Consider the following 26,944-nt stretch of genomic DNA (forward strand, 5'->3'; position numbering starts at 1 on the left):
GGTATGTGCAGGGAGGTATTAAGATGGACACTTGTTATGGCAAACCTGATTAACCTCGAGCAAGTCAGCAAAACTTATGGATTAAAAACCCTGCTAGACGGGGTATCCCTAGGTGTGCAAAGCGGCGATCGCATCGGCATCGTCGGCGTTAATGGCGGTGGCAAAACCACCCTGCTGGAGGTACTCACAGGCATCGAGCCGCCCGACGCCGGCCGCGTATCCCATACTTCTGATTTGCGCATGGCTGTGGTCACGCAGCGCTTTGACCTGCCCGATGAGCTGACCATCGCGCAAGTGATTATTGAGCCGCTGGAATTGGAGACCTATGAGTGGGCCTCCAATGCCAAGGTGCGCGATGTCTTAGGCGGGCTGGGCATTGTAGATCTTGGGCTCGATACTCCGGTGGGTTCGCTCTCCGGTGGCGAGCGTCGCCGCGTGAACCTGGCCGCCGCGCTGGTGCAGGATTTGGACCTCGTGGTGCTCGACGAGCCGACCAACCACCTCGACGTGGAAGGCGTGCAGTGGCTCGCGGACCACCTGCTCAAGCGCAACCTGGCCGTGGTCGTGGTCACCCACGATCGCTGGTTCCTCGATACCGTGGCCACGTGGACCTGGGAGGTACACGATGGCGTGGTCGATACCTACGAGGGTGGCTACAACGATTGGACCTTTGCCCGCGCCGAGCGTGCCCGCCAGGCCGATGCCATGGAACAGCGCCGCAAGAACCTCGCCCGCAAGGAGCTGGCCTGGCTGCGCCGCGGCGCACCGGCGCGTACCTCTAAGCCGCGCTACCGCATCGAGGCCGCCGAGGCGCTGATCTCTGACGTCCCGGAGCCGCGCAATAAGGTCGAGCTCATGGCCTTTTCCAAGCAGCGCCAAGGTCGCGTGGTTATCGAGCTAGAGGATGCCACCGTGCAGTCCCCGGACGGTCGCACTTTGGTAGATCACCTCACTTGGCGCCTAGCCCCCGGCGAGCGCATCGGTTTGGTGGGTGTTAATGGCTCCGGCAAGACCACCCTGCTGCACACCCTGGCTGGCGAGTACGAGCTGGCGGCCGGCAAGCGCATCGAGGGCCAAACCGTGCGCCTCGGTTGGCTGCGCCAGGAACTCGATGACCTAGATCCGGAGCGCCGGCTTATCGACGCCGTCGAGGACGTCGCCACCTACGTTCAGCTCGGCAAAAAGGAGCTTTCCGCCTCCCAGCTGGCCGAGCGCCTGGGATTTTCCGCCAAGCGTCAGCGCACCCCGGTAGGCGACCTCTCTGGTGGCGAGCGCCGCCGCTTGCAGCTCACCCGCGTACTGATGGCCGAGCCCAATGTGTTGCTGCTGGACGAGCCCACCAACGATCTCGATATCGATACCCTGCAGGAGCTGGAGTCCCTTCTAGACTCCTGGCCAGGCACCCTGGTGGTCATTTCGCACGATCGCTACCTCATTGAGCGCATCGCGGATAACACCTACGCGCTCTTTGGCGATGGCAAGCTCACCAACCTTCCCGGCGGCATCGACGAGTACCTGCGCAAGCGCGCCGCACTTGAGGCCCAGCAGAGCTCCGGTGTGCTCAACCTGGGAGAAAAGAAGGCAGACAACGCTGCACCGAAACCAGAAAAGAAGCTCTCGTCCCAGCAAGAGCGCGAAATCACCAAGAAGATGAACGCGCTCGAGCGCAAGATGCAGAAGTTAGAAAAGGCGGCCGCGCAGATCAATGAGAAGATGGCCACCGCCGCGGAAAAGGTTGATACCCAGGCCTTGACCGAATTGGACGGAGAGCTAAAGGAAAACCGCAGTGCCTACGAGGAATTGGAGATGGAATGGCTGGAGTTGGGGGAGAAGCTCGAAGGGTAGAAGCCCGCATCGCCGATATTGTCAGCCACCTCGACCTGTGGGGCATTATCGGCGCCGCAGCGCTATTTACCCTGGGGCTTACCCCATCCATTCTGCCGCGCGATTGGCTCTACCAAGGGCTCGTTTCCGGCATTGCCGCAGGGCTCGGCTATACGCTGGGCATCGCCCTCAAGCTCGTGTGGTACCGGCTGGTGGTGCGCTATGTGGCGCCTCGGCATGCCTGGCTTGATGCCACCACGTGGCCAGCTCGGCGCTACCGCCTCGTCTCCCGCATCGCCACCGCCACTTTTGTGGTGTGGATGATAGGCTTCGCGATCTTTGCCGTGCGGTGGCAACGCCAACTCGCAGATACCCTGTCCGCACCGGCACCCACCATTGCCAGCTATGTGCTGGTGGTTCCGTTGGCGCTTGCGGTATTTACCGCCTTCCTTTTCATCCTGCGCGTGCTGCGCTTTTGCGTGCGCTGGCTTTCCAGCCACTTCCCCCAGCGCTTCCGCGCTGCCTACCGCGTTGTGGGCGCGGTACTCATCGTGGCTCTGGTGGGCACGTACACCGTGGAAAACCTCATCCCCGGCGCCATTGTGGGTGTGGGGGAGAGAATCTTTACCGCCCAAAATGCCGAACCCGATCCCGCGACGCAGCGTCCCACGTCTGCTGAGCGCAGTGGCTCCCCAGACTCCCGCGTGGACTGGAATGGGGTGGGACTGCAAGGCTCGCGTTTCCTCTCCTCCGGTGCGCACCGCGCGGAATTGGAAGAGGTAACCGGAAAGCCCGCTAAAGAACCCATCCGCGCCTATGCCGGCCTGGGCAATCGCGCCTCCAATGAGGAGCGAGCGCAGCTGCTTATCGACGAACTCGAGCGCACCCACGCCCAAGACCGCAAGGCCCTGCTTCTCATTATGACCACCGGAACGGGATGGGTGTCGTCCTACTCCGCACAGGCCTTCGAGCTGCTCTACGGCGGCGACACCGCCATCGCGGCCGCCCAGTACTCCGCCATGCCCTCGGCCCTGCATTTCCTGTCCGGCGGTGGTCAGGTAGAACGCGCCGGGCAGGAGTTCATAAACCCCATCGTGGACTGGTGGAACGGCCTGCCGGAGGACAAGCGCCCGAAGCTCTACCTCTACGGCGAATCCTTGGGCACCACGGGCATTGAAGCGGCCTTTTCCGGGGTGCGCGATATCGCCAATTCCGTCGACGGCATCTTGTTGACGGGGCCGCCGCACTTTAATCGCTTGCGTACCCAGTTTGTGGAACGCCGCGACCCTGGCTCTTCTGAGATTTCCCCTGAATACGCCGGCGGCCTCGTCGTGCGCTTTGCCAACGATGACGCGCAGGTGCGCCAATGGGGCACGGTGCCAGAAGAGGAGTGGGGACGCACCCGCATGCTCTATATCCAACACCCCTCGGACCCGGTGGCCTGGTGGTCGCCACAGATGGCCTTTAAGGAGCCGGATTGGATGCGCGAGCGGACCCCGTATTCTGCCGAGCGCGTGATGCAGTGGATACCCATCATCTCCTCCCTCCAAGTAGCCGCCGATCTGCCCGGCGCAAAGGACGTACCCGATGGACACGGTCATAACTACGGGGCATCGGTGCTCGACGGCTTTGCCGCCATCGCTGGTCCAGACGTGGCGGGAGCTATCGATCCAGATGAGCTGCGCCGCGAGTTTGCCGCGCTCGACGTCGGGATCTACTGAGCGCTCCTTAGCCAAACAGGGCAGCGATGGCCAGCATCGCAGGAAGCGACAGGAATGTAGTGAGAAAGACCGTATCTCGAGCCACGGTTTCTCCTACCTCATAGGTAGCGGCATAGTTATACACATTCTGCGCCGTGGGCAACGCCGCCAAAATCAACGCCGCGTATAGCTCCGCCCCGTCTAGGCCCAGCGCTGCGCCCACGGCCAGCGCGACAGCGGGCATGCCCACCAACTTCAACACCGTCGCGGTAATGGTGGGCAGACGGTCCTCCTCCAACAGCCCGTCGCCCTTTAACGAGGCACCAAAGCTCATCAGGATCATAGGAATGGAAGCGCCACCCAAAATCTCCAGCGGCTTCATCACCACATCCGGTACCTGCCACTGCGCCGCGGAGACAATAAATCCCGCCACCGCAGCTAACACCACCGGCGCGGTAACCCCCGAGACCACGGAGCTCCATATCGATCGCAGGCTCGTGCCCTGCGCATTAAGCCCTGCAATGATAAAAGGGGAGAGCACCGCCATCTGGAGAACTAATGCCGGGATGACGTAGGTGGCATCACCAATGACATAGGTGGCAATGGGCAGGCCAATATTGACCGAGTTGTAATAGCTCGCCGCCGCGGCACCCGCCATGGTTTCGGCGCCGCTGCGTGGAAAAAGTAGGCGGCTGCACAGCCAATACAACAGCATGGTGGCGACGGACGCGGCGGCAATGACGGCCACCACGGGGGACGCAAACGCGGAGGTATCGGATGTAGCCACGCTGGAAAAGATGAGTGCCGGAGTAGCCGCCCAGAAGGCCGTGCGATTGAATTGCAAGCGCGCCTCGCCCTTGCCAATAACACCCCTGTGGGCCAGTACAAACCCGACGCCGATGACTACGAAAATGATCGCAAACCCGGTCAATACGTCCAGCAACAGTCAACAACCTTTCGCAGTACTCCAAAAATGCGCGGTGAGGATATTGTCCCACCATCCGTATTTCCCCAAGAACACAGGCACCATAACAAAGTGGTATCGAATTTCCTGCGCAGCCCGGAAACTCCTTCCAGACTGCCGGCCACTTATGGCACGGTGGAGGGCATGAAGCTTTCTCACCGTGCAACCGTAGCCGCCCTGTCCACCGCTCTTGTCATTACTGCTACTTCCACCATGGCCTCTGCTCAGCCGGCCTTGCCGCCGCAGATTCAGCAGGCTTCTTCGCAGGCTCAGCAGCTTTCTTCTGATCCTTTCGCTGCTGTGCAGGATTTCCGCCTCACCTTGCCACCGCAGGCTTATGAGCTGGCCGAGAAGTACAATATCTCGCTGCCAGAATTCCTGGCCAAGCCAGCGGGCCACGCGCCCAAGGCCGCTGGTGAGTTGGGGGCCGCCACCACCGCCCACCTCGAGAAGGCTGGGCACCGCAAGGACGCCCACGCGACCGCCATCGCCCAAGAATGGGCCAACCAGGGTGCCGCCGGCAAGCTCGACTACAAGGGCGGGGTAGCCCACGGCCTGAATCACAAGGACGAAGGACAGGGTTCTGTTCACCGCCTCACCGAGCAGCAGGCACAAGACCGCCTGAACTGGTTCAACCGCGATGTACCAGTCAATGCTGGGTCCCCACACGGCTTTGGCGTAGCAACTGCTTATGACGGAACCTACATCTACGTTGCGGAGTTCTTCCTCAACTAAGCCTTTTCTACTAGCCCCGATTTCACTGCATTCGTGGTCTTAATCTGCGACGATGACGAAGCTACACGGTGCCGGTAGAATCGGGGCATGATTTTGATCAACGTACAGTTCCACGTTAAGCCCGAATACGCAGAGACCTTCCTCGATGAAATCAATTGGTACACCGAGGCCTGCAATGCAGAGCCGGGCTGCATCGACTTCAAGTGGTTCCGCGATCCGGAAGATCGTCAGCGCTTCCTGCTGCTGGAGTCCTACGCAGATGGCAAGGACGTAGAGCACGTCCAGAGCGAGCACTTCCAGCGCTCCTGCGAGGAATTCCCGAAGTACCTCGTGGAAACTCCGGACATCATTAACGTTCACATCGAAGGCCGCACCGGCTGGGACAAGATGGGCGAGTTCTCCGTCGATTAATCCCAACGAATAAAGCTCGCCCTCTACCGCGATGTAGAGGGCGAGCTTTTTCTATGCCTAGGCGCACCAGCGCCCTTCGCGCTCACAGCGGATGCTACTGCCAGCGGAGCACACCTTCCGGTGAGCGCGAAGGGAGGGGAGGGAGCTAAGCGCTTTCCGACGCCCCTCCTCGCGCCTTTCATTGCTCTACTGCGGCACGCACTGCGAAGACACGGTCTTGTCGCCATTCGAGTACTGCTTTAGCGCATCGTAGAAAGCATCCGAGTACTCGCCAGCGCGTTCCGGAATCGGGTGAACACCATCGGAATAGAGGATTGCGGGGTCGCTCTGTGCATGTCCGCACCAGTCCGCGACATATACGTTGTCGTATTCCTTGGCTGCGTCGAGGACATCCTGTTGGGACTGGGCCATCCATTCGCGGTCACCATAGGGGACAGCCATGACAACGGTGTGGTCTTCGCCGATGATGTCTAGAGCTTCCTTGATCTGGTCCGGGAAGGCAGGGCCGTTAGTACCAAACCCGAGGAAGACGGTATCGCGCAGCTGGCCGGAATCCTTGAGCTGCTGCAGAATCTGGATACCCGCAGTGTAGTGGCGGGATACATCTGCATCGACGTAAATCTGCGGGAAGCGCTGCTTGAGGGCGCCACTAGAACCCAGCATCACGGAGTCGCCGATGGCGGTGATGTCTTTGCCCTGCGGCATCGGGCGGGTCTTCTTATCCTTCGCGTCAGCCTTATCGTCGTTGTCCTCAGCAGGCAGCTGTGGGGCAGCATCATTCGGCTGCGCCGGGGCATTATTGCTGCTCTGGTTCTGCTGCTGGAGCTGCTCCAACTGCTGCTCCAACTCGGTCTTATCGCTGGAGTTCACAACGCCGTAGACTACGCCGGCTATAGAGGCAATGACCAGGAATGGGACTACCGGCCACATGGTCTTGCCAAAGCCATCGCGCAATTCGCTAAATCCTGGGCGGGAGGACCAGTAGGTCTTCCACGTCTTCTTATAGCCGCCGCGGCGGAAAGGATTCTCAATGAACTGATAGGAAATCTCGGACAGAAGCAGCGAAATAGGCACGGCTACAAGGCCCAGAATCCAGGATCTATCGGAGTTCTGGTTGCCCTCGAAAAGCGCCTTGAGCATCATGATGACCGGCCAGTGCCAGAGGTATAGCGAGAAGGAACGCTGGCCAAACCAGCGCATGACCTTGGTCCTAAAGAGCGGGGTCATCGGGCCGTATTCGCGAACCACGCCCCACACCATCAGGACACCAAGCACGCTGGTGAGGAAGAGCCCACCCCGGTAGGTGATCTCCGCGTCATCCGGCATGAGGAATAGCTGGGCACCGTAGCCGATGAGCGCCAAAGTGCCGATGATTCCGGCGATGCGCGATTCGGCTTTGCCTGCCGCCGCCCACGAGTCCGCCTGTGGATCGGACTTGGTAGAAGTCATCAGCAAAGACAGCACGGCGCCAGTGAGCAGGCCGAAAGCATGGGTATCGGTGCCGTAGTAGACGCGCGTCGGGTCTTCACCCGGCACGTAAAGAAGCGCCATGGCCACGGCGGAACCGATAGCTAAGACTGCGGCTACGAGGATGGGAAGCCGGCGCGGCTTACGGCGAGAAATCAGGAAAACGCCAGTGATAAGAAGCGGCCAGATGACATAGAACTGCTCCTCCACGGCCAACGACCAATAGTGGGCAAAGACCTGAATCTCATTGTCCGCAAAGTAGGACTGGGAGGTGGCGATCTGGGTCCAGTTATTGACAAAGAACAGAGTTCCCAAGAACTGCTGGCGCAAGCCGACCGCGAGGTCCCCGCCTATCCATGCCACCAAAGCGGTACACATGACCAAGACGGATACTGCGGCCGGTAGGATGCGTCGGAATCGGCGCACCCAGAAGTCCTTCAGGCTGATTGTGCCGGAGGTGCGGAATTCGCGCACCAGCAACGAGGTGATGAGGAATCCAGAAAGGACGAAGAAGAGGTCAACGCCCAAGTAACCACCGGGAAGCAGGGAAGGGAAGAAGTGGTACAACACCACGGCAATAACCGCGAGGCCGCGCAGTCCATCCAGCCCCTTGACCTGGCGCAGGCGGGCGTGGCGCTTCTTCTTAACGACCTTGCTCTCAGGCGGCGTAGCCAGCGCTTCAGGGTCCTTGGCCTGCTTTTGTAGCGGATACTTAGACTTAGTATCTACCTGCGTTGCCGAGGCCTTCTGTGATGCTGGCTTCTGCGCAGCTTGTTGTGGCTGGCTCGGTGCGGCCTTTTCCTGTGGCTTTTCAGGGGCTGGATGTTGCTCCTTCGACGGCTGTGCCTTCTCCCGCTTTTTCTCTGCGGCAGCAGCGGCAGCGGCTGAACCCGCTCCGGCTGCTACAGCGCCTGTAGCAGCGGACTTTCCCTTCTGCGCAGGCGGCGTCTTTGGAGCTGCTTGAGGCTCGGCCTTGTTTGGCTGGGGCTGTTCAGTCTGCTGCTTTGCCTTGGGCTTTTGGGCAGCTCGCGACGGCTTTTGCTGCGCTGCGGAAGGAGTGCCCACCTGTTGTGATTTGCGGGCCAATCCGCGACTGATATCGGAGGGCTTAACCTGGGGGCGGCGCTTTGTTGCCTTCTTGGTCTTGTTCTGCGGCGTCGCTTCCTTTGCCTTCGGCTGTGGCTGTTGCGTCTTCGCCTCTTGCTTGGGCAGGTTGCCCTTAGAGGGTGCGCCTTGCTGCGATTTCGGCTGGACTACCTTGTTTCCATCCTGGGTAGTCTTGTTCTGCGTCGACCGAGCTTTCTGCTGAGAAGTATCGGCTGCAGTCTTTGGTGCAGTCACCTTCGGCTTGGGGGCAGTGGTGCCCTTCTTCGGCTTTGGAGAGCTAGGCGTCGAGGCCTGTGGGGCAGCCTTCTGCTTTGCAGTTTCAGGAGTACGCGCTGAGCCCTGGTCCTTCTGCGGTTGCGAAGGCTTAGACGGCTGCGCATTCTTCTTCGGCGCAGATTGCGGCTGTGGTTGCTTCTTTGCCGAGTTTGCCGGGACCCGCTTGGGGGAGTCAGGCTTCTGCGCTTGCTGCTGGTCTGTGGCCGGCTTGGTCTTAGCTGGCTGGGATTTCTGCGGCTGTGCCGGTTGCGGCGAAGCCTTCTTCGCGCTGGAAGAAGAGGATGGCTTGGAAGTTTGCTGCGGCTTCTGGGTAGTGGGTTGAGCCTGCTGTGCGGGCTTTACCGCGCCTTTCTGAGAGGGTTGGGTGACAGGCTTCGCGGCCGGCTTCGGGGAATTACTGCGGGTAGATGGAGTCTTTGGGGAGGACTTAGACGGGGTAGTACTAAAGCTTGCGCCGCGGCGCGGTCGTTGAACCGGTTCGTGCGCTTTGCGCTGCGGCTTCTTGTCCTGAGCGGGCGAGTCTGGTTGCTTTTTAACAGCTGCTTTGGGGGAGGATTCTGCCTTGTTTTGTTGTGCGGCGGTTGGCTTAGCGGAAGATTCTTGGGCTGCAGGCTTGGCTTTCGGCGCCTTGGCGGCAGGCGATGGCGAGGTCGACTTAGGCTGCTGCGGCTTTGCGGAAGTGGCCTTGCTTGCCTGTGGCTTTTCGGTGCTGGGGTGAGTGGTGTCCTTAGCCGCGGGCTTGGCGGCAGGCTTCGCATCCTTAGGCTTAGCAGCAGCAGGCTTGGATTCGGAAGCCTGTGCAGGCTTCGCCGGGGTGGGCTTGCGCGCAGGAGCCTGCTTAGCTTGTTTCGCGGACTCGCTGTCCTTAGTGGTGCGATCCTGGGGCTTGCCCTTCGGCTCGGTGGATTGTGCACCCGTGGTGGATTCAGTGTTGGCTGATTTCTGGGGCGCAGAATCCTTTTTATTAGGGGTCTGGGGCGCACTGGTAGAGCCAGCTTTGGGCTGTACTGGCTGATAGACCGGTGTGCGTGGTTCGTTCGAACGCCCAGGTTTCTTCTTCCCCAGCAGTGAGCGCAAAATTTGCTTCACAAAAACTCCCAAAGCACTACGTGTATTTTCTAAACGGACTATTTTAGCCTGCGCACCAGCACTTCTCCCCATGCGGGGGAGTTAAGGTGCGGCGCGCGGGGCGGAGGCGAAAATTCGAGTCTAAGACTCTTCGCTGTCAAAAAGCTGACGCAGAACTGTCATGACCCCATATTCGGTATTGGGTGGGGCAATGCGATCGGCGATTTCCTTCAACTTTGGGTGCGCATTTTCCATGGCGATGGCGGTGCCCGCCTCACGGAGGAGCTCATAGTCATTGAGGAAATCGCCAAAGGCGGCGGTGCGAGACATGGGGACCGAAAGGAGCTCGGCCATGGTCTGTAGTGCTACGCCCTTATTGACGCCAGCGGCCATGACATCGAGCCATACGGCGCCAGAGATGGCGATATTGTGTTCCGGTACGGCCGCAAGGAGGGGCTGGTGGAGGTGCTTTTCGCTGCCGTCGGCGCAGTAAGCGGCGATTTTGATGATGTCTGCATCCAGTAGCGCATCGAGGTCATCTACCCATTCCACTGACCTGTAGTACTTGGCAATTTCAGCACGGGCCTGTTCATCGGCGCCTTTGTGCACATAGGCGGTATCCGGCGTGCATAGCACTATGGTATGCGGGGTCTCGACAGACTGGAGTGCGGCCACGGCGGCGCGCACGGCTGCGCTGGGCAGGGTAGTGGCGCTAATGACGCGGTTATCGTGGACGACCACGGAGCCATTTTCTGCAATGAAGGTGTCTTCTTGCGGAAACATCTCTTGTAGGGTGGCGAGCTGGCGACCCGAGGCGGGTACTAGGGTGACGCCGAGCTGGTGGGCACGGGTGCTGATCGCGGCGAAATCTGGTGGAAGCTGGCCGTTGCCGTCCAGTAGGGTGCCGTCCATATCCAGGGCGATGAGCTGTGGGAGCAAAATTCCGAACCTATCTGTGAATTGGCTGATGGTGGATAGGCGCAAGCGTTCTGTGTCACACTAGGGGTTATGACTAATACTGCACCTATCGTTTCCTCAATCCGTAACCATACCGGAGTCATTGAGCTCAACCGCCCCAAGGCTCTCAATTCCCTCACCCCGGAAATGATCCACCTCATTGCGGAGTCGCTGGCGCAGTGGCGCGACAACGATGAGGTGGAACAGGTGCTGTTTACCTCGACTAGTCCCAAGGCATATTGCGCCGGCGGCGATGTTCGCTACGCCCGCGAAGGGGTCAAGGAGGGCAAGGTGGAGGAGGTCGATGCCTTCTTCGCCACCGAATACACGTTGAACGGTGATATCGCGGAGTATCCCAAGCCCATCGTTGCGCTCATCGATGGCATCGCTATGGGCGGCGGTCTGGGCATTTCTGCCCATGGGTCCCACCGCGTGGTTACGGAGAAAACCTTTGCCTCCATGCCAGAGATGAATATTGGCTATGTCACGGACGTGGGCATGGCCTATGCCGCCCAGCGGGCGGTGGGAACGCGAGGGAAGGCCTCGGCCGAGTTGGCGAAGTTCTGGGGGATTACCGGCTACCGCATGTATGCCGCAGACCTTGTATGGAGCGGGCTGGCCACCCACTATGTGGCGGACGGCGAGGCTTTTGCTAGTGCGGTTATTGAGCAGGGACTAGCCACGGCGCTAGCCCAGCATGCCACCGCACCTAGCGGCGAGGCCCCCTTGGCCGAGCTTATCGACGCCATCGAGGACGCCTTTTCCCACAACACCTGGCAAGACATTTCTGCGGCCCTGGAAAAGTACCCAGAACTAAAGCAACAGGTGGAAAAGCTGACCGCGCAGGCGTGCCCCACCTCCATCGTGGCGGCCATGGAGCTATTCCACGCCGAGCAGGAGTGCAGCAGCATCCGCGAGGCCCTAGATATGGAGACCAACCTGGGCGCCTATATGTACCGGCGTGGGGACTTTGCCGAGGGCGTGCGAGCGGTCTTGGTGGATAAAACCAACGATGCGGCATTTGAGCCTGCCGCGCTTGCCGACGTCGACGTGGACGCCCTCCGCAGCGCCCTACACCTCCACCCCGCGAAATGATCCATAGGCGGCGCGGGCGCGATCGGTGTTGATCCATGAAGGAGGGGGAACCGCCAACGTCGCTTCGGTGGCAGCTGGGGTCGGCTCCGGGAGGTGCAGCTGTGGGGTATCGAGGAGGACGAGGCCCACGCGGGCGTCGGCAAGCGTAGTGCCCGCCAGCGTCCAGATCCCCAAAATGGGCAGAGCAAGGTGCGGTAGCTGGTGCTCGCGCGCCAGCTGAAGCGGAAGGTGCGGGCGAACCAGTTCGGGCACGGCCTCGTCGATGCCAAAGCGCGCTAGGTTTCCTGCCAACCGCGCCGCCGTGGTGTCCTTGAGCTGCGGATCTGCCCAAGCCCACGTGAATTCCTCGTCCGAAATGGTCGCGATAAGCACCGCATTGGCCGTCATCTGCCCGCCACGATAGGACACCGTGGCGGTGGCCTTATCCACATCGAGTTCTACCGTGGCATCTGGGAAGCTGCCTTGGAAAAACATTTGGTTTTCGGTGCTTAAGTAAAAAGCATCCTCTAGGACGCGCGCGGCCGCTAAGCCAGGGGTGATGCCGGAAATCTTGTGTACTTCGGGGCTTGCCTGCTCAAAACGCACTGTGGTGCCATCAGAAAAATGCAGGTAGGGCTCTTCCTCGGTGGACTCCATATCCAGGTAGCGGGCAAGTGCGAGGGCCGGCCCCTTCTCGTCCGCTTCCGCGCTGCTGTGCTGGAGACCCCGCAGCAAGGTCTGGCGAAAGTCCAGGTAAGGGTGGAAATCTACCGCAACAATGGCCACGTGCTCGCCCTGCTGGGCGCGCAGTACCGGCATGGTGCCCACGATGAGGGAGGCATAAGCAACCATTCGGTCAATGTCTGCGGTGGCCGTACTTGACTGCGGAAGGTCAGCAAAGTGCTCGGTCGCGGCGGTAGTCCAGTGCCAAGTGCCTGCGGCGATGACGGCCAGGCGCACGCCGCGAAAATCCGCCACGTGCTGCGCGGAGCTTACCCGTACCTCCACGAGTTGGTCTGTGGCATAGCTTCCTTCGCTATCGCCAGCCGAGGGGCCGAGGAAATTGAATTCCACATCGGTCGCCTCCCCGATGCGGTCTTGAAATGCGGCATTAACGCCCGCTTGAATGAAGCGGGCGTCTTGCGCGGTGCTCGATATAGGGGCTGTCTTATCCATAACTATTGCCGAGCATACGGATTAAAGCGCCCATTAGGCTAGCTAGTCGATGGCACGCACGGTGGCAAAGGCTGTGCGAACTATCTCATGCTTTGTGTGAGCGTCCAGTGATTCTTCGGCCTGGGAGCGGCGGTGGATTTCTTTCATGCTCATCGCACTGGCACCCGCACACGCTTGGAGAATGACCGCGATTTCAAAGCGCGACTTATCTGGGGCGCGTTGGTGGAAAGCTTCCAAAACTTGGTCAGCTACGACTTGGAATTGTTGGCGCTCTTTCGAGGTATGGCTCAAGTTTTCTAAAGCCTCGCCAATGGTGAAAAGAGAGGTAAAAGAATGTAGCTCTTTGCCCTCGTTTTCGGTGGCATCGAGCGTTACTTGTTCGAGGAATTCAGAAATGGATGAATTAGGAAAAACAGTGGGTACTTCCTTGGAAAACTTGGCAAGCACATCGGTGCTAAAGGACAGTAGCGCATCAGCCACCGAGGAGAAGTAGTTGTGAAAGGTGCGCGGGGAAACCCCGACGGCCGCGGTGATGCCGGAGATCGTGGCGGCTTCGGCACCGCCGTCGAGGACGAGGCGCGCTGCCGCATCGGCCATGGCCTGACGCGTAGCTCGCTTCTTTTCTTCGCGCAGACTAGTCACGGTGTGTCTCGCCTACCTTTTCTCGTTGGGTGCGCAGGAGTTCCTCGCGGTCGGAGTGCAAGGCCTCGCCTTCAATATCCATGTTTGGCGTGATCTTATCCAACCAGCGCGGGAACCACCATGCCTTTTTGTCCAGCACAAACATGGTGGCGGGGATGATCATCATGCGGACCACGAAGGCGTCGATAAGCACGCCCGCAGCCAGGGCAAAGCCCATGGTCTTAATGAACGGCTCGTCCATCAAGATGAAGGCGGCAAAGACGGAAATCATAATCAGTGCTGCGGCCGTGACCACGCGGGCGCCGTGCTTAAAGCCATTCGAGGTGGCGTTGCCGGCCGTCTTGCCATTGACAAATCCCTCACGCATGCGGGTCACCAAGAAGACCTGATAGTCCATGGCTAGGCCGAAGGTAAGACCGATGAGCATGATGGGCAGGAAGGAAAGCAGCGGCTGCGGGTCGTCGACGATGCCGAACATGCCTTCTTGCCAAATGGCCACGGTGATGCCGAAGGTTGCGGCCATCGACAAAGCGAAGCCGGCCGCGGCGATGAGCGGCACCCAGATGGAGCGGAAGACCAGCATCAAGACGATGAAGGCTAGGCCCAGCACGATGGCTACGTATGGGATAAGCACGTTATTGAGGCGCTCAGAAATATCATCGAAGATCGGGGTGATACCGGTAATGCCGTAGGAACCGCCGGTCTTTTCAAACTCACCCTGGTAATCGCGCAGGTGGTTAAGGGTTTCGGTGGTCTCCTCATCGGTTGCGCCGGTGGTAGGCGTGATCATGATTTGGGCAGCATCACCGTTGTCAGTGGTCTGCACGATCTGGGCGTTTTCTACGCCGTCGTTGCCATTGATCTCCTGCAGGAGGTCCTGGAAGGCCGGCATGCGGTCCTGCTCAGGGACGTCGGCCGCATCAACGAACGCGATCATCGGGGCATTGCGGCCAGGGCCAAAGGCGTCTGCCGTGATCTCATAGGCCTCGCGCTGCGGGGTGCCGGGCTTTGCGGTGCCATCGGTGGGCATGGCCAGGCGCAGCTGGGCAAATGGTACGGCCAGGATGCCCAGCAAGACCACACCCGCGATAAGGTGCAGCCACGGGTGGGCACGCACGCGGCGAACCCAGCGCAGGCCCATGGTGGGCTTTTCGTCTTCTGGGTCTGGAACCTTGGGGCCAGGCACGCGGCCAGCGAAGATCTTGGTGCCCAAGAGTCCCAGCAGGGCAGGGATGAAGGTATTGGCAACCAATACGGCGATGATGACCGTAGCCGCAGCAGCGATGGCCATGGTGCCCAGGAACGGGATGCCGATAATGGTCAGCGCGGCCAAGGCGATGACCACGGTGGTGCCGGCGAAGACAACGGAACCGCCCGCGGTGCCCAGCGCCATGCCCATGGCGTGGGCACGGGTGGCCTTATCCATCTTCTTGAGCTCTTGGGCCAGTTCCTTTGGCGAAAGATCGTTGAGGCCAGAGGAGGTGATGAGCTCGTTGCGGAAGCGGTTGACAATAAACAGCGCGTAATCGATGCCGACTGCCAGGCCAATCATGGAGGCCAATGTCGGGGTCATATCGGAGACGGTATCCGTAAAGACCGTGGATACCTGCACGCCGAGGATGCCGATGCCCACGCCGATGACGGCGGAAATGAGCGGCATGCCAGCGGCCACGAAGGAACCGAAGGTAATCAGCAGCACGATCGCTGCGACGATGAGGCCGATAATCTCGGCGCTGCCACCCATCTCTTGGCCAGCGGAGCTAAATGCATTGCCCTGGTACTTCACCGTGAGGTCGCCCTCGTCGTACTTGTGGAGTACGTCCGTGACCTTGGTCATGTCCTCTTCTGGGATGTCCATGACGGTTTCCGCATCAAAGGTGATGGTGACGGTGCCGGTGGACTTATCCTCGCTCAGAGGGGAGAGCTGCTGCAGGTTTTTCTGAATCTGCTTGTCTGGCATGTGCTGGGCCTTCATCTTTTCGCCCATTTGTTTCTCCATACCGGCTGCAGCCATCACTGGGCTGACCAGTTTTTCCTGGTCCTTGAGCGCGCCAGTGTCCTTGAGCTCACCAAGGAGGTCATCTACCTCGCTGGCCACCTGCTTATCGGTGAGGTTTTTCCCCTCCGGCGCTTGGATGACCACGGTGCCCTCGGGAGAGCTCATGGCATCGGTGTCTTGGCCGAAGCGCTCCATCATCTTGTCTTGGGTGGTGGTGGAGTCCATTTCCGGCATGGAGAAATTAGGGTTGGGGGCCTTGGCAAAGCCGGCGGTAAGTCCCGCCATGGCCACCAAGACGATGAGCCAAAACGCTAGGAATGGCCACACCTTGCGGTAGGACCAGCTACCTAGCCGGTAGAGGAATTTAGACATAAAAATGTGCTTTCTTGTGCAGTATGCGTGCAATGCTCTGCGCGCAGGTAACAGCGACTATGGAATCCGCGGGGAGAAGTTTTCACCCCGTGCGAAACATTGCATAGTGTAGACAAAATTGCAGAACGTGCGCAAAGACCGGTGCGGTGGACCATAGGAAGCTGCGCGTGAAAGATGGGGCTTGTGCCCTCGGGCGTATCGGCGATGGCGGCATGGGGCGGTAGACTGACCGGCATGCTCCACGCCGTTAGTTTTGCCCTCCTGGATTCCATCAATGCCTTACTCATCGGAATCCTCGTGGCCATTGGCATCATCTTGCCCCGCGGCAAGTACCGGCGCATTGCCTCCTTAGTGGTGATAGGAGACTGGATGGGAGTCCTCGCCGCGGCGGCCGTGGTGATGTTTGTGCTGCTGGGAGTAAAAGACCAGATCGAGGCCATTTTGAGCTCGCCCGTTGCCGGCTGGGTACTTGTCGCAGTGGGCATCGCGGTGGGGTTTGGCTCGTGGCGCTCTCAAGGCCAGCCCAATGCCTTGGTAAATCGGTTGCTCGAGCCGTTGCGTACTCCATCGCTGCTTACCGCGATCATCGGTTTCATTATGGGCGTTGTGCAATCGCTGACATCGGTGCCGTTTTATTACGGGCTCATGCACCTGGCTACCGAAGATATCGCTCCGGCCGCTCAGTACGGCGGCTTGGTGTGGTACGCCAGCTTGGCTTTGTCCCTGCCCACTATCTGTGGCCTTTTTATTGCGGTGGTGCGCGCGCATCCCGAATCGGCCGCCGGTCGGCTCTTTGCAGCGGCGCGCGCCAATAGCACCCAGGTGGCCCTCTTCGGCGGCTACCTCGTGGCGGTCTTCCTCATCCTCATGGGCGTGCTTTCCCTTTAATCAAAGGTGACCTCATCCAGGCTCAACGCCACATCGGATTGGCTGCGCGCGCAGTCCACGTAGCGAGCAGCATGCGCAATGAAGGCCTGTGACTCTTCCGGGCTGAGCTCGCGGCGCACTTTGGCTGGCACGCCGGCGGCAAGGCTGCGTGGTGGAATGGTGGTTCCTTCCAGCACCACGGCGCCTGCCGCGATGAGCGAGCCGTTGCCAATAGTGCAGCGCGAGAGCAGCGAAGAGGACATTCCCACCAGGGAACCGGCCTCCACATGCGCAGCATGGACCATTGCCATGTGTCCCACCGTGACATCATCTTCTAGTACACATGGCGTGTCCTCTTCTACGTGGAAGACGCAATTGTCCTGAATATTGCACCTAGAGCCAATGCGAATTGCGCCCACGTCGCCGCGCAGGACACTGCCATAAAACACGGAGGAATCCGGGCCGATTTCTACATCGCCAATGATGGTGGCATTGGGCGCAATCCACGCACTGCGGTGGATGCGCGGCTTCTTTCCCGCACAAGGCAAAAGCAGCATGTCAGTCCTTTCAAGGTAGTTATTCGACCACTACGGCTAGGGCGGGGGAAAGCTCGTAGTCGCCGGGGTAGGGGAGGTGGTCTACGAGGGCGTCGGCAAGCGCGGGCGTAAGCGGAATGACCCAGCCGCGCCGGGGATCTTTGATGGGCAAGGCATCTTTTTTCACGGCGGGAAAATGCACCGTCGTGGTGGGAGAGGCCAATGTAGCTGACTCGCGGGTGCCGGCTACCTCTCGCAGTACCTCGGCGCCGGGCTGGTCAGTAACGACGATGATTAGTGGCCCTGCGGTGTGGATTTCCAGCCGGTCAATGTGGACAGTGAGCGCCGCGGAATCTGGGCGCGCCAGGCGCGGGGACTGCGTGCCGGTCAGCCGGGCAAGTGCATTCTTTAATCCCATGGGAGCCCAGTCTAGTGAGCGCTCACGGTTATGGTGCGGCAGCGCTCCAGGTCGAAATAGGCACGTTGGCCGGTGGCGGCAACGCGCTCGCGGGCCACAGACTCATCGTGGGTTACGGTCGTGGCGAGGAAGACTAGCGGACCATCCGGCTGGCGCCACGTGCCGAGATACCGCGCGCCTTGTTCCTTGGCTAAGGCCAAGGCCTTGCTCACCGCGGCCGGGGTAGGCTCCGCTACCCGCAGCAGCGCCTTGCCGGTGGGGTTATAGGCAAACCCGGTGCGGGGCTGCTGGCCGGTTTCGATATCGAAGGTGCCTTCTTCGTCCGCGAGCAATTGTCGGAAAATGCGCTTCATTGGGCCCAGCGTAGTATGGGGCACCATGATTGACGCCAGCAACACCGCACTCGTTATTGAAGGCGGCGGCATGCGCAATTCCTATACGGCCGCCTGTATGGTCAAACTCATCGAAGAGGGCGTGGACTTTGGCTGGGTAGGCGGCGTCTCCGCCGGGGCATCGCATACCGTTAATTACTTGTCGCGCGATGCCCGCCGCGCCGAAGAGTCTTTTACAGACTTTGCTCAAAGCCCCAGCTTCGGCGGAGTGGGTTCGCTGGTGCGTGGCACCGGGTATTTCAATGCCGAGTACATCTATGAGCGCGCCGCGGACAAGGATTTGCCCTTTGATTGGCAGGCTTACCGTGAGCATCCGGCCGATATGGTGCTTGCTGCAGCGCGCGCCGATACCGGCGAGTCTGTTTACTGGACGCGCGAGGACATCCACACCCCGGAAGATCTCTTCGTGCGCGTGCGCGCTTCTTCCACGCTGCCGCTGATTATGCCGATGCGATCTATCGACGGCGCGCCGTACGTGGACGGTGCTTTGGGCTCTTCCGGTGGCATTACCATTGCGCAAGCAGAAGAGGCCGGCTACGAGAAGTTCCTGTTTATTGGTACAAAGCCGCGCGGGTACGTGCGCCCTGCGGTCGCGCGCCCAGCCTTCGTCCGCCGCGTCTTCCGCAGGTACCCCGCTATTGCCGACGCCCTCGTAGCCCGCCCCGCCCTCTATAACGCGGCCAAAGACCGGCTTTTGGAGTTGGAGCGCCAAGGTAGGGCGCAACTATTTTTCCCGCAGGATATGCAGGTGACCTCTACCGAACGCAACGTGCACAAGCTGCGGGCGAACTATCAGGCGGGGAAAGCCCAGACCTATACGGAGTGGCCACGGTGGAAGGAGTTCCTCCTTGATTAGTTCACTATGAGCGTTTCCTGTGAGATGTGCCGCTGCTGGGGGTGGGTGGCCCCTGACGAAAAGGGCTTAAGCAGTAGCGATGCCATTGGTGGTCGTTAAAGAATGTGCCTTTCACGTGGCACTTTGGAGGAAAATGCCTAAAATATTCCAGCGTGTTAGCAATTTTTGATGGAAATATATGGCTGAGCATCTTTTTCATAGTGTTGCTCGGCACGCTATTTGGCATGATCCCCTTCGGTCCGCTGCGCTTTGGCGCGGCGGGCACGCTGTTTATGGGCTTGGCCTTCGGCTCATTTATTGATCTAGATAAAGACATCTTAAGCTCCCTGCAAGAGCTGGGATTGGGACTCTTTATTTATATGCAGGGCCTGTCCGCCGGTGAGCGCTTCTTCAAGGGCTTTTCTAAGCAGATGAAGCACATGCTCACCGCAGCCATTGCGATTGTGGTGGCCGCGGGCGCAGCCCTCCTCTTTGGCGGCATGCTGGGGCTGGATACCCTGGCCTCCGTTGGTGTATTCGCCGGCGCCACGACCTCGACGCCGTCGCTGGCAGTTGCCCAACAGCAAACCGGTGAAGAGCTACCCGCTGTGGGCTACTCGCTGGGCTATCCCGTGGGTGTGGCGGTGGCCATTTTGGTCGTGGCATTCCTGCTCAAGCAGAATTGGCCCGCCAAGCACGATAAGGACAATTCGGCCTCCAAGATCTTCCGTTCCCGTACCATTCGCGTTACCAAAGACGTGAACTACGATGACTTGGAAGAACAGTTCAAGGATCACTTTGTTATCGCTACCATTCGCCGCGGTAATAAGGTCCGGGTTGCCGGCGATCGCCCCGAATTGCACAAGGGCGATATCCTGCGCGTTATGGTCACCAAGGCTAAGGCCCGTGAACTGACCCAGATGCTGGGCAAGCGTCAGCCGCAAACTCCGTTCGTGGATAAACGCCTGGTCATCGAAAACGTGGCTATTTCTAACCAAGATATCGCCGGCCGCACCGTTGAGGAGCTCAACCTGTTCTCCCGCTATGGCGGTCGCATCGTGCGCGTGCAGCGCGGCGATGAGGAATTCTTGGCCAATAACGAAACCCACTTGGCTTCTGGCGATATGCTGGAGCTCATCGTGAAGTTTGACCGCTTGGGTGACATCAAGGATTACTTCGGTGACTCAATTAAGTCCTACTCCGAGCTGAACTGGGTGGCCTTGGGTGGTGGCCTGTTCCTGGGTTACCTGCTGGGCCAGGTCGTGGTTCCGATGCCGGGTGGCGCTTCCTTCGAGCTGGGCTTTGCGCTTGGCCCGCTGATTACGGGTCTTATCCTGGGCGCGCTGCACCGTACCCGCCGCATTCCGTGGCAGGTTCCGGCCTCCATTAATACTGCCTTCCAGCAGTGGGGCCTCGTCATCTTCTTGGCCTCTGTGGGCCTCTCGTCCGGCGAGGCATTCTTGTCCACCGCCTTCTCCTGGATGGGTCTGAAGTGCATGATCCTCGCCGCCATTGTCACCGTGGTGGTTTCGATCCTATTCGCTGTAGCGAATCGCTTCATGGGTCAGTCCGAGACCCGTACCTCCGGCGGACTCTCTGGCATCTTCGCTCAGCCGGCCGTGGTCAACTACGCCACGGGGTTGAGCTCCGACTCGCGCATCATGACCGGTTATGCGGCCACCATTGTGGTGGCGCAGGTGGTCAAGATTGCCGTTGTCCCTGTGATGTTGATGGTTTAACACGCAACGGAAAAGGCCGCTTCCCGTTCTGAGAAGCGGCCTTTCTCTCTGCCGTGTGAAGCTGTGTGGTTTCTAATCCGCCACGAGGGTTTCCATGGTGAGCTCTGGGTGTTCCTTCTCAATGAAGGCGAGCTTCCACTTATCACCAAAGAGCGCGATGAGCTCGCCATCTTGGCGGGTAAAGATTTCCACGCCGCGCTGACGGCCGAGCTCTGGGGCGGATTCGGCATCGGTGCGGCGAGCCACGGAATAGGGGATAGGCTCGGTGACGGTTTCCACGTTGTATTCGAACTCCATGCGGGCCTGCATGACCTCGAACTGCATGGGACCCACCGCCGCCATGACCGGGGAGGCATCGCCGCGCGCCTCGTTTTTGAGAATCTGGACCACGCCCTCGGCCGCCAGCTGCTCTAGGCCCTTACGGAAGGCCTTGTACTTGCCCAGCGACTTCGCGCGCAGAATGCGGAAGGCTTCCGGCGCGAACTGAGGCATGGGCTTAAATTGCACCTTCTTGCCGGAATAGATGGTGTCACCAGGGGCAAGCGAGCCGGCGTTGACCAAGCCCACGATATCGCCCGGATAGGCGGTGTCCACGGTATCGCGCGTGCGACCAAAGACAGTCAGGGCGTACTTGGTGGAAAAGCTGCGGCCAGATTGGGCGTGGTTGACCTGCATGCCGCGCTCGAATTCACCGGAAACCACGCGCATAAAGGCGAGATTATCGCGGTGCTTTTGGTCCATGCCCGCCTGGACCTTGAAGACGACGCCCGAGAAATCATCGCTTACTTCGCGGACCTCGTCGATAGCACTGGTGGCAGCCTCAACCGCCTTAGGATCAGACTCGCGCGAGTGCGGTGCCGGGGCAATGGCACACAGCGTATCCAGGATTTGGTGCACACCAAAGTTCAGCATCGCAGAGGCAAAAATGAGTGGGGAGGTCACGCACTGCTCAAAAAGCTCCTGATCATGCAGGGCACCATCGGCGGCGAGGAGCTCGGCCTCTTCGACGGCGGTTTCCCATACATCTGCTTCCTTCTCACCGGCGGCATCCGGGTCGAAGTGTTCCTCTGGAGCAATGGTGGAACCGCCAGCGGTGCGGATGAAGTGGATATACTCATCCGCCTCGCCGTCGTCATTGATATGCGCCAGACCGCGGAAATCACCGGCTATGCCCACCGGCCAGTACAGCGGAGTGGGCTGCAGCTGGATTTCGTTGACGATCTCATCGACGAGCTCCAAGGGCTCGCGGCCTACACGGTCCCACTTATTGATCACGGTGACGATGGGCAAGCCGCGGGCCTTGCACACGCGGAAGAGCTTGAGGGTCTGGGGCTCGAGGCCCTTGGCGGCGTCGATAAGCATGACTGCCGCATCCACCGCAGTGAGCACGCGGTAGGTATCTTCCGAAAAGTCCGCGTGGCCTGGGGTATCAACCAGGTTGATCATGTAGGGCTCGCCCTCGTGTCCCTCGGGCGCATACTCGAACTGCAGCGCTGAGGAAGCCACGGAAATACCGCGGTCCTTTTCCATGTCCATCCAGTCAGACACGGTGGACTTGCGGTTGCCTTTGCCGTGGACCGCGCCGGCCTCATTAATAACGTGTGCGTGCAGCGCCAGCGCCTCCGTCAGCGTGGACTTACCAGCATCGGGGTGGGCGATAACGGCAAACGTGCGGCGGCGCGAGGCCTCAGAAACGACAGAACTCATGCGGCATAGTCTAGTGGGTTTGCGCTACCACTCCACATTGAGGCGGCGCCCCAAATCATCAAAGACGCGGCGGGCTACCGATAGCTTCTTCGCAATGGGACGCTGCAGGCCGGGTTTGCGCTTGTCGTTGTAGTATTCGCCGGATTTGAAGTGGATGCCTTCCGTGCCGGTCAGGTAGTAGGCGAGGTTATCGCCGCCGTCTGCAGGCTTGCCAAAGGTTTTGCCGATCAGTCCGGAATACATTTTGGACATCATGCCCGTCGAGGACTTGGAAAAGTCCGTGGCCAGCACGCCCGGGTGGAAAGAGACTGCATTAAGCCCGTGGGCATCGAAATAGCGGGTAAGCAGGATATCCCCCAACTTCGCGTTGCCATAAGCACGCTCGGGGCTAAAGTGCTCCACAGTATCGGGATCGTTCGGGTCAAAGTTGGACATGAGGAAATTGGCCAGCGAAGCGGTCTGGACTACGTTGGCGGAATCTGCGCGCAGCTTCTCGCGCAGCAATGAGGTCAACAGGAAGGGCGCGACCACGTTGACCTGCCAGGTGCGCTCAAATCCATCGGCGGTGGTGGAGGGGCCATCAAAAATGCCGCCGGCATTATTGCCCAGGGCGTGGATATGCTCCAGGCCTTCCAAGTCCTGTGCCAAGCGGCGAACTTGGCCCAAGGACTCGAAGTCCGCCAGGAAGTACTGGCCTTCGACTTCCTCGGCCACCGCGCGGGTCTTTTCCGGATTGCGGCCGACGATAACCAGGTTGTCTTGTGGCCGGGTGCGGTGCAACTGACGAGCAGCCGCGGCCCCCAACCCGCCGGATGCGCCGGTAATCACAATGGTCTTGGCAGTGCTATTTGGCGAAGTCATAGCCCCAATCTTAACTTCGAGGCGGGGGTGGTGCTCGCTAGCAGTTTCCTTGCACCCCAAGCAGGTCTATACTTCCGCTCGTGAAACATCTGTTTTCCATACGGCACTGGGGACCGGCGCGCTTAACCGCAGCCGGCTTTCTTTTGCTCATTTTGCTGGGAACGGTTTTGCTCATGCTGCCGTTCGCCGAGGCCGGCACCGCCCGTGCATCATTTCTGTCTGCCCTTTTTACCGCTACGTCTGCGGTATCGCTCACCGGACTTATCGTGGTGGATACCGGTAGTTTTTGGAGCCCGGCCGGCCAAGTAGTCATCTTGGCACTCATCCAACTGGGTGGCTTGGGCATCATGTCCCTGGCCTCGCTATCCGGCCTGCTTTTTACCGGCCGGATTAGCTTCAAAGCACGCAAGACGGGTGCCTATGAGGGGCGCCCCATTGCTCCTGGCGGAATTCGCAAGACGCTGATTTTTACCTTTGCCTTTACCGCCGTGGCAGAGATCATCATCGCTGTCATCGTGGCTGCGCGGTTGATGATTGGCTATGGTCATTCCTTTCCGCGCGCGGTATGGGAAGGCATCTTTCACGCCATTTCTGCATTCAATAACGCGGGTTTTAGCACCAATAGCGATAACCTGGTGCCCTTTGTTGCAGATGCCTGGATTCTGCTGCCCCTGGCCGCCGCGCTGATTGGTGGCGGCTTGGGATTTCCGGTATGGGCGGAGCTGGTACGCCTCGTGCGCCGCAACCGTTACGTGGTCCACCGCATCTCCATTACCGCGCGCATGACTTTGGTGGCTACGACCATGCTTTTGGTAGCGGGTGCGGTCTTTTTCGCCTGCATGGAATGGACCGGACTGTTGTCGTCCATGTCGCTGGGAGAAAAACTGCTCAACTCTTTCTTTGCCAGTGCATCTCCGCGCACGGCCGGCTTTAATGCCATCGACTACGGGCAGGCTCACCCCATTACCCTGATGGGCACCGATATCTTGATGTTCATCGGTGGTGGCTCGGCCGGTACCGCCGGCGGCATCAAGGTCACCACCGCGTGCGTGCTCCTGGCAGCCATGGCAGCAGAGTTCACCGGGCGCGAAACCACCACCATCGGGCACCGCAGCCTTCCGCGCTCGGTGACCCGCCAGGCCCTGGCCTTGAGCTTTGCCGGAGTCATGGTGGTCACACTCGGCGTGGCGGCCCTGCGCTTTTTCGATCCAGAATTCAGCGGTGATCAAGTCTCCTTCGAAGTTCTTTCTGCTTTCGCTACGGTGGGCTTGTCCACCGGAATTACCGCAAGCCTGTCTGCGCCCTCGCAGATAGTGCTATGCCTCATCATGTACTTGGGCCGCGTTGGCCCAACCACCTTGGTAGCAGCGCTGGCGGCGAAATCCGTCAGCCGGCGCTATAGCTTCCCCGAAGAAAGGCCGTTCCTTGGCTAATATTCTCAAGGCGCTGGGACGCACCCGCGCCGGCATTGACATTCCACCCGTCGTCGTTATTGGACTGGGGCGCTTTGGCTCCTCGCTAGCCCATGAGTTGATGGCCAATGGCGTTGAGGTCCTTGGCATCGATTCCAGCGAAAAGCGCGTGCGCGAAGAGGCACCATACCTTACTGAGACCATTGCGGCAGATACCACTGACCCGGAAGCCCTACGCCAGCTGGGCGTGGAGGAGGTCGAGCGCGTCATCGTCGCTATCGGCTCTCACCTAGAAGATTCCATTCTTACCGCGTCTAACCTGGTGGAGCTGGGGGTGAAAGATATCTGGGCCAAGGCAGATTCGGAGGCGCACGCGCGCATTTTGAGCCAGATAGGCACCCACCACGTCATCCGGCCAGAGCGAGATACGGGTCGCCGCGTCGCCTACCTTTTGGGCGGGCGTTTCCGGGATTTTGCGGAGATTGCCACCGACTATGGCGTGACCCAGATGGCCGTACCCTCTTCTTTGCTCGGCCAGCCCCTCGACCTCGCTGCCATCTGGAGCACCCACCGCGTGCAATTGGTTTCGGTGCGCTGTGCGGAAGGGGAATGGGCCCCGCTTGCCGACGCCACCGAACTTGCCCCCACCGATTTCATCGTCGCCGCCGGCAGTCCCCAGGCCCTAGAGAAATTCTCCCAGTGCTAGCGCGAGTGGTTAACGCGAGTGGATCTGGTTTTGGGCTTTGCTTAGCCCTTCGGTCACGATGAGCCGAGCCGCCTTAGCTGCAGTGGCAATGGCGTCATCAAAGTCCGCGCCGGTATCCACCGGGCCTAATACATAGTCTGGAATCGACGAGCCCTTGGGCGGCCGTGCAATGCCAATTCGTACACGCAAGTAGTCGCGCGTGCCTAAGCGCTCGGTGAGGGACTTTAGCCCGTTGTGCCCGTTTTCATTGCCACCCTGCTTGAGCCGGACCTTATTGGCCGGCAGATCGAGCTCATCGTGGAGGACAATCACATGGTTTGGAGCGATTCCTAATTGCTGCGCTAGCGGTGCCACAGGATCCCCCGACAGGTTCATAAAGGTGCCCGAACGCACGGCAAGTACTTTGTGGCCCTCCCAATTAAGCGAAGCTACCTGCAGATCTAGCCCGCGCACCGGTTCGAGGACATCTCCGCCTGCAGCCAGTAGATCGTCGATGGCCATATAGCCCACATTGTGGCGGGTAGCGGCATACTTCGCGCTGGGGTTGCCCAAGCCCACGATAAGCCAGTCTGCCTCCAGGTCATTCGGATTGAGCCCCGGTTGCGTCTTTTTTCCTGCGCCAAAGATCCGCGCGAAAAAATCTCCTAAATCTGCCACTGCGCTAGCTTCCTCTCTCGGTAGGGTGGGGTGGTATGAGTCAGGTTATTAGCTCCCTTTCCCGTAGCGTAATTCCCGCGCCCATGGCCGGCGGTCCCACCACCCCGGAACTAGTGCACGCAGCCTATGCGGCTGGGTCTTTCGGCACCCTAGGTTTGGGCTCTGCCAGCATCGACTCTGCTCGCACACAGATAGAACAGTGCGCCGGAATTCCGTTCGGGGTGAACCTCTTTTGCCCTCAAGATCCACTTACCGAGCCGTACTTGGCAGCTGCACGCGAGCTGGCTCAAGCAGAAAACCAGCCGCTACCCGAGCCCGACTACTCCTTTGACTATGCAGAAAAGCTGGAGCTAGCCCTGCGCGGCGGCGCCCGGGTGGTGTGGTCCATGTTTGGAACCTTTAACGCTGATCACGTAGAGCAAATTCATGCCGCAGGAGCAGAGGCATGGACCACCGTTACCACCCCTACGGAGGCAATTGCGGCCGCACGTGGCGGCGTCGACGTGCTCTGCGTCCAAGGGCCCGCCGCCGGTGGTCACCGCGGCACGTGGGATATAACCGTGACTCCTGATTCCAGGCAGTTGGAAGAGCTAGTATCCGACGTGCATGCCGCTGTGCCTGAACTTCCCCTTATCGCAGCAGGTGGCATGCGCACCGCGGCTGATGTAGCCAACGCTATGTCCTGGAGTGGAGTTGCCGCCTGCTCTTGCGGGTCCGCCTTTTTGCTCGCCGCAGAGGCCGGCACGAGCGACTATAACCGGCAGCTTCTTCGCCGTGGTGGAAAGACCGTGTCCACACGTGCTTTCTCAGGCCGCTTCGCCCGCGGCTTGGAGACCGAGTACACCCGGAGACACCCTGACTTGCCCCCGGTCTACCCACTTTTGAATCCGGTGCTAAAGAAACGCCGTGCGCAGCACGATGATGCCGTGGCCTACTGCCTCGTAGGTGAAGAGGTAGCCAAAATTAACGGGGGTACTGTGGCCGACATCCTTAACCGACTATGCCAAAACCCACACTAGTAGGCGCTAATATTTATGTTTGT

General features: G+C 59.9%; 23 protein-coding genes. 11 read left to right on the forward strand and 12 right to left on the reverse strand.

Annotation, left to right across the window (positions count from 1 at the left end):
* The first annotated feature begins 36 nt into the window (after window positions 1-36).
* Together RAE09_RS04935 and RAE09_RS04940 are read left to right on the forward strand one after the other, a co-directional pair.
* Window positions 37-1,845, forward strand: coding sequence for an ABC-F family ATP-binding cassette domain-containing protein (locus RAE09_RS04935; RefSeq protein ID WP_150850828.1), 1,809 nt, complete (start codon window positions 37-39; stop codon window positions 1,843-1,845).
* Entirely contained in the window at window positions 1,812-3,545 is a 1,734-nt protein-coding gene (locus RAE09_RS04940; RefSeq protein ID WP_250411107.1) for an alpha/beta hydrolase, read from the forward strand. The genes RAE09_RS04935 and RAE09_RS04940 overlap by 34 nt, the downstream gene beginning before the upstream one ends.
* Window positions 3,546-3,552: 7 nt before the next feature.
* Here RAE09_RS04940 and RAE09_RS04945 read toward each other — a convergent pair whose 3' ends face one another.
* The gene (locus RAE09_RS04945; protein ID WP_250411104.1) at window positions 3,553-4,467 is read right to left on the reverse strand and encodes an AEC family transporter; all 915 of its coding nucleotides are present in this window, start codon (window positions 4,465-4,467) and stop codon (window positions 3,553-3,555) included.
* 165 nt (window positions 4,468-4,632) lie between these two features.
* Here RAE09_RS04945 and RAE09_RS04950 point away from each other — a divergent pair, with 165 nt between their 5' ends.
* Both RAE09_RS04950 and RAE09_RS04955 read left to right on the forward strand, forming a co-directional pair.
* Complete coding sequence (locus RAE09_RS04950; protein WP_250411102.1) at window positions 4,633-5,223, forward strand: hypothetical protein; 591 nt, start codon at window positions 4,633-4,635, stop codon at window positions 5,221-5,223.
* Between the two features lie 87 nt (window positions 5,224-5,310).
* Window positions 5,311-5,634 (forward strand): putative quinol monooxygenase, encoded by a 324-nt coding sequence (locus RAE09_RS04955; protein ID WP_005323747.1) that lies wholly within the window; start codon window positions 5,311-5,313, stop codon window positions 5,632-5,634.
* Between the two features lie 186 nt (window positions 5,635-5,820).
* Here RAE09_RS04955 and RAE09_RS04960 read toward each other — a convergent pair whose 3' ends face one another.
* Window positions 5,821-9,573: an acyltransferase family protein gene (locus tag RAE09_RS04960; RefSeq protein ID WP_250411098.1), complete on the reverse strand. Its 3,753-nt coding sequence runs from the start codon at window positions 9,571-9,573 to the stop codon at window positions 5,821-5,823.
* A gap of 120 nt (window positions 9,574-9,693) precedes the next feature.
* Window positions 9,694-10,491, reverse strand: a complete 798-nt coding sequence (locus RAE09_RS04965) for an HAD family hydrolase (protein ID WP_285439615.1) — start codon at window positions 10,489-10,491, stop codon at window positions 9,694-9,696.
* A 69-nt stretch (window positions 10,492-10,560) separates the two neighbouring features.
* Here RAE09_RS04965 and RAE09_RS04970 point away from each other — a divergent pair, with 69 nt between their 5' ends.
* Window positions 10,561-11,604: an enoyl-CoA hydratase/isomerase family protein gene (locus tag RAE09_RS04970; protein ID WP_250411093.1), complete on the forward strand. Its 1,044-nt coding sequence runs from the start codon at window positions 10,561-10,563 to the stop codon at window positions 11,602-11,604.
* Here the strand turns inward: RAE09_RS04970 and RAE09_RS04975 are convergent.
* The 3 genes from RAE09_RS04975 to RAE09_RS04985 are packed head-to-tail and all read right to left on the reverse strand — an operon-like array spanning window position 11,581 to window position 15,772.
* Complete coding sequence (locus tag RAE09_RS04975) at window positions 11,581-12,759, reverse strand: DUF6882 domain-containing protein (RefSeq protein ID WP_250411090.1); 1,179 nt, start codon at window positions 12,757-12,759, stop codon at window positions 11,581-11,583. The genes RAE09_RS04970 and RAE09_RS04975 overlap by 24 nt on opposite strands.
* A 42-nt stretch (window positions 12,760-12,801) precedes the next feature.
* Window positions 12,802-13,401 carry a TetR/AcrR family transcriptional regulator gene (locus RAE09_RS04980; RefSeq protein WP_005323737.1) on the reverse strand — a complete coding sequence of 200 codons (600 nt, stop codon included), beginning with the start codon at window positions 13,399-13,401 and terminating at the stop codon, window positions 12,802-12,804.
* Window positions 13,394-15,772: an MMPL family transporter gene (locus RAE09_RS04985; RefSeq protein WP_316981115.1), complete on the reverse strand. Its 2,379-nt coding sequence runs from the start codon at window positions 15,770-15,772 to the stop codon at window positions 13,394-13,396. The genes RAE09_RS04980 and RAE09_RS04985 overlap by 8 nt, the downstream gene beginning before the upstream one ends.
* A 234-nt stretch (window positions 15,773-16,006) precedes the next feature.
* Between RAE09_RS04985 and RAE09_RS04990 the strand changes: the two genes are divergently transcribed.
* Window positions 16,007-16,660 carry a hypothetical protein gene (locus RAE09_RS04990; protein ID WP_316981116.1) on the forward strand — a complete coding sequence of 218 codons (654 nt, stop codon included), beginning with the start codon at window positions 16,007-16,009 and terminating at the stop codon, window positions 16,658-16,660.
* Here RAE09_RS04990 and RAE09_RS04995 read toward each other — a convergent pair.
* From RAE09_RS04995 to RAE09_RS05005, 3 genes are read right to left on the reverse strand one after another with little or no spacing between them, the layout of a single operon-like run.
* Window positions 16,657-17,196: a gamma carbonic anhydrase family protein gene (locus RAE09_RS04995; RefSeq protein WP_316981117.1), complete on the reverse strand. Its 540-nt coding sequence runs from the start codon at window positions 17,194-17,196 to the stop codon at window positions 16,657-16,659. The two genes, RAE09_RS04990 and RAE09_RS04995, sit on opposite strands and share 4 nt — an antisense overlap.
* Before the next feature lie 19 nt (window positions 17,197-17,215).
* A complete protein-coding gene (locus tag RAE09_RS05000) occupies window positions 17,216-17,593 on the reverse strand; it encodes a hypothetical protein (protein WP_316981118.1) in 378 nt (125 codons plus the stop codon).
* Between the two features lie 11 nt (window positions 17,594-17,604).
* Complete coding sequence (locus tag RAE09_RS05005; protein WP_316981119.1) at window positions 17,605-17,946, reverse strand: hypothetical protein; 342 nt, start codon at window positions 17,944-17,946, stop codon at window positions 17,605-17,607.
* Between the two features lie 25 nt (window positions 17,947-17,971).
* Here RAE09_RS05005 and RAE09_RS05010 point away from each other — a divergent pair, with 25 nt between their 5' ends.
* Together RAE09_RS05010 and RAE09_RS05015 are read left to right on the forward strand one after the other, a co-directional pair.
* Entirely contained in the window at window positions 17,972-18,841 is an 870-nt protein-coding gene (locus RAE09_RS05010) for a patatin-like phospholipase family protein (protein WP_005323708.1), read from the forward strand.
* Between the two features lie 152 nt (window positions 18,842-18,993).
* Window positions 18,994-20,559: an aspartate-alanine antiporter-like transporter gene (locus tag RAE09_RS05015; protein WP_005323707.1), complete on the forward strand. Its 1,566-nt coding sequence runs from the start codon at window positions 18,994-18,996 to the stop codon at window positions 20,557-20,559.
* Between the two features lie 72 nt (window positions 20,560-20,631).
* Here the strand turns inward: RAE09_RS05015 and RAE09_RS05020 are convergent, their stop codons facing one another.
* A complete protein-coding gene (locus RAE09_RS05020) occupies window positions 20,632-22,266 on the reverse strand; it encodes a peptide chain release factor 3 (RefSeq protein WP_250411082.1) in 1,635 nt (544 codons plus the stop codon).
* Between the two features lie 24 nt (window positions 22,267-22,290).
* Entirely contained in the window at window positions 22,291-23,127 is an 837-nt protein-coding gene (locus RAE09_RS05025) for an SDR family NAD(P)-dependent oxidoreductase (protein ID WP_250411081.1), read from the reverse strand.
* Between the two features lie 80 nt (window positions 23,128-23,207).
* Between RAE09_RS05025 and RAE09_RS05030 the strand changes: the two genes are divergently transcribed.
* Together RAE09_RS05030 and RAE09_RS05035 are read left to right on the forward strand one after the other, a co-directional pair.
* Window positions 23,208-24,560, forward strand: coding sequence for a TrkH family potassium uptake protein (locus RAE09_RS05030; protein WP_250411079.1), 1,353 nt, complete (start codon window positions 23,208-23,210; stop codon window positions 24,558-24,560).
* Window positions 24,553-25,245: a potassium channel family protein gene (locus RAE09_RS05035; RefSeq protein WP_005323703.1), complete on the forward strand. Its 693-nt coding sequence runs from the start codon at window positions 24,553-24,555 to the stop codon at window positions 25,243-25,245. The genes RAE09_RS05030 and RAE09_RS05035 overlap by 8 nt, the downstream gene beginning before the upstream one ends.
* Before the next feature lie 9 nt (window positions 25,246-25,254).
* Here RAE09_RS05035 and pth read toward each other — a convergent pair whose 3' ends face one another.
* Window positions 25,255-25,902, reverse strand: coding sequence for an aminoacyl-tRNA hydrolase (gene pth / locus RAE09_RS05040; protein ID WP_200435978.1), 648 nt, complete (start codon window positions 25,900-25,902; stop codon window positions 25,255-25,257).
* 35 nt (window positions 25,903-25,937) lie between these two features.
* On the opposite strand from pth, the gene RAE09_RS05045 reads away from it, so the two are divergent.
* The gene (locus tag RAE09_RS05045) at window positions 25,938-26,921 is read left to right on the forward strand and encodes a nitronate monooxygenase (RefSeq protein ID WP_234447410.1); all 984 of its coding nucleotides are present in this window, start codon (window positions 25,938-25,940) and stop codon (window positions 26,919-26,921) included.
* The last annotated feature ends 23 nt before the right edge of the window (window positions 26,922-26,944 follow it).

The organism is Corynebacterium tuberculostearicum (assembly GCF_032821615.1).
GTDB lineage: Bacteria > Actinomycetota > Actinomycetes > Mycobacteriales > Mycobacteriaceae > Corynebacterium > Corynebacterium tuberculostearicum_H.

What these genes read in the sequence shown, in the direction of transcription:
- RAE09_RS05020 (WP_250411082.1), bottom strand. Translation starts at nt 22,266, where the DNA reads ATGAGTTCTGTCGTTTCTGAGGCCTCGCGCCGCCGCACGTTTGCCGTT.
- RAE09_RS04940 (WP_250411107.1), top strand. Translation starts at nt 1,812, where the DNA reads ATGGCTGGAGTTGGGGGAGAAGCTCGAAGGGTAGAAGCCCGCATCGCC.
- RAE09_RS04955 (WP_005323747.1), top strand. Translation starts at nt 5,311, where the DNA reads ATGATTTTGATCAACGTACAGTTCCACGTTAAGCCCGAATACGCAGAG.
- RAE09_RS04975 (WP_250411090.1), bottom strand. Translation starts at nt 12,759, where the DNA reads ATGGATAAGACAGCCCCTATATCGAGCACCGCGCAAGACGCCCGCTTC.
- RAE09_RS05000 (WP_316981118.1), bottom strand. Translation starts at nt 17,593, where the DNA reads ATGGGATTAAAGAATGCACTTGCCCGGCTGACCGGCACGCAGTCCCCG.
- RAE09_RS04970 (WP_250411093.1), top strand. Translation starts at nt 10,561, where the DNA reads ATGACTAATACTGCACCTATCGTTTCCTCAATCCGTAACCATACCGGA.
- RAE09_RS04985 (WP_316981115.1), bottom strand. Translation starts at nt 15,772, where the DNA reads ATGTCTAAATTCCTCTACCGGCTAGGTAGCTGGTCCTACCGCAAGGTG.
- RAE09_RS05045 (WP_234447410.1), top strand. Translation starts at nt 25,938, where the DNA reads ATGAGTCAGGTTATTAGCTCCCTTTCCCGTAGCGTAATTCCCGCGCCC.
- RAE09_RS04990 (WP_316981116.1), top strand. Translation starts at nt 16,007, where the DNA reads ATGCTCCACGCCGTTAGTTTTGCCCTCCTGGATTCCATCAATGCCTTA.
- RAE09_RS05025 (WP_250411081.1), bottom strand. Translation starts at nt 23,127, where the DNA reads ATGACTTCGCCAAATAGCACTGCCAAGACCATTGTGATTACCGGCGCA.
- RAE09_RS04935 (WP_150850828.1), top strand. Translation starts at nt 37, where the DNA reads ATGGCAAACCTGATTAACCTCGAGCAAGTCAGCAAAACTTATGGATTA.
- RAE09_RS05010 (WP_005323708.1), top strand. Translation starts at nt 17,972, where the DNA reads ATGATTGACGCCAGCAACACCGCACTCGTTATTGAAGGCGGCGGCATG.
- RAE09_RS05005 (WP_316981119.1), bottom strand. Translation starts at nt 17,946, where the DNA reads ATGAAGCGCATTTTCCGACAATTGCTCGCGGACGAAGAAGGCACCTTC.
- RAE09_RS04950 (WP_250411102.1), top strand. Translation starts at nt 4,633, where the DNA reads ATGAAGCTTTCTCACCGTGCAACCGTAGCCGCCCTGTCCACCGCTCTT.
- RAE09_RS04995 (WP_316981117.1), bottom strand. Translation starts at nt 17,196, where the DNA reads ATGCTGCTTTTGCCTTGTGCGGGAAAGAAGCCGCGCATCCACCGCAGT.